This window comes from Burkholderia sp. Bp9099 (genome assembly GCF_003857805.1).
GTDB lineage: Bacteria > Pseudomonadota > Gammaproteobacteria > Burkholderiales > Burkholderiaceae > Burkholderia.
This window is the reverse complement of the sequence record NZ_QTPU01000102.1, coordinates 1-665: the sequence shown is the minus strand read 5'-3', so window position 1 is coordinate 665 and position 665 is coordinate 1. Positions and strand designations below refer to the sequence as shown.

Annotated in this window: 1 protein-coding gene; it reads left to right on the top strand. The window is 68.7% G+C overall.

Annotated elements, in window-relative coordinates; genetic code table 11:
* On the top strand, positions 1 to 665 hold a 665-nt coding region (locus DIE17_RS37080), incomplete at both ends, for an ABC transporter ATP-binding protein (protein WP_148095681.1).

Here is a 665-nt window from a genome sequence, read left to right as displayed (position 1 = left end):
AAGCCGCTGCGCGGCCCGGCCGAAGGCGTCGCGATGGTGTTCCAGACCTTCGCGCTGTTTCCGTGGCTGACCGTGCTGCAGAACGTGGAGGCCGGGCTTGAGGCGCTCGGCGTCGGCGCACGCGAGCGGCGCGAACGCGCGCTCGCCGCGATCGACCTGATCGGTCTCGACGGCTTCGAGAACGCGTACCCGCGCGAGCTGTCGGGCGGCATGCGCCAGCGCGTGGGCTTCGCGCGCGCGCTCGTGGTCGACCCGACGATCCTGCTGATGGACGAGCCGTTCTCGGCACTCGACGTGCTGACCGCCGAGACGCTGCGTACCGACCTGCTCGACCTGTGGACGCAAGGCCGCATGCCGATCAAGTCGGTGCTGATCGTCACGCACAACATCGAGGAAGCGGTGTTCATGTGCGACCGGATTCTCGTGCTGTCGTCGAACCCGGGCCGCGTGATCGCCGAGATCAAGGTGCCGTTCAAGCATCCGCGCAACCGGCTCGACCCGGCCTTCCGCAAGCTGGTCGACGACATCTACGCGAAGATGACGGCCCGCCAGACCGGCGAGGCGACGAAGAAGGGGCTCGAGCTCGGCAGCTGGCTGCCGCAGGTGTCGACCAACCTGATGGCCGGCCTGATCGAGACGCTCGCGATGGCGCCGTACCACGGCCG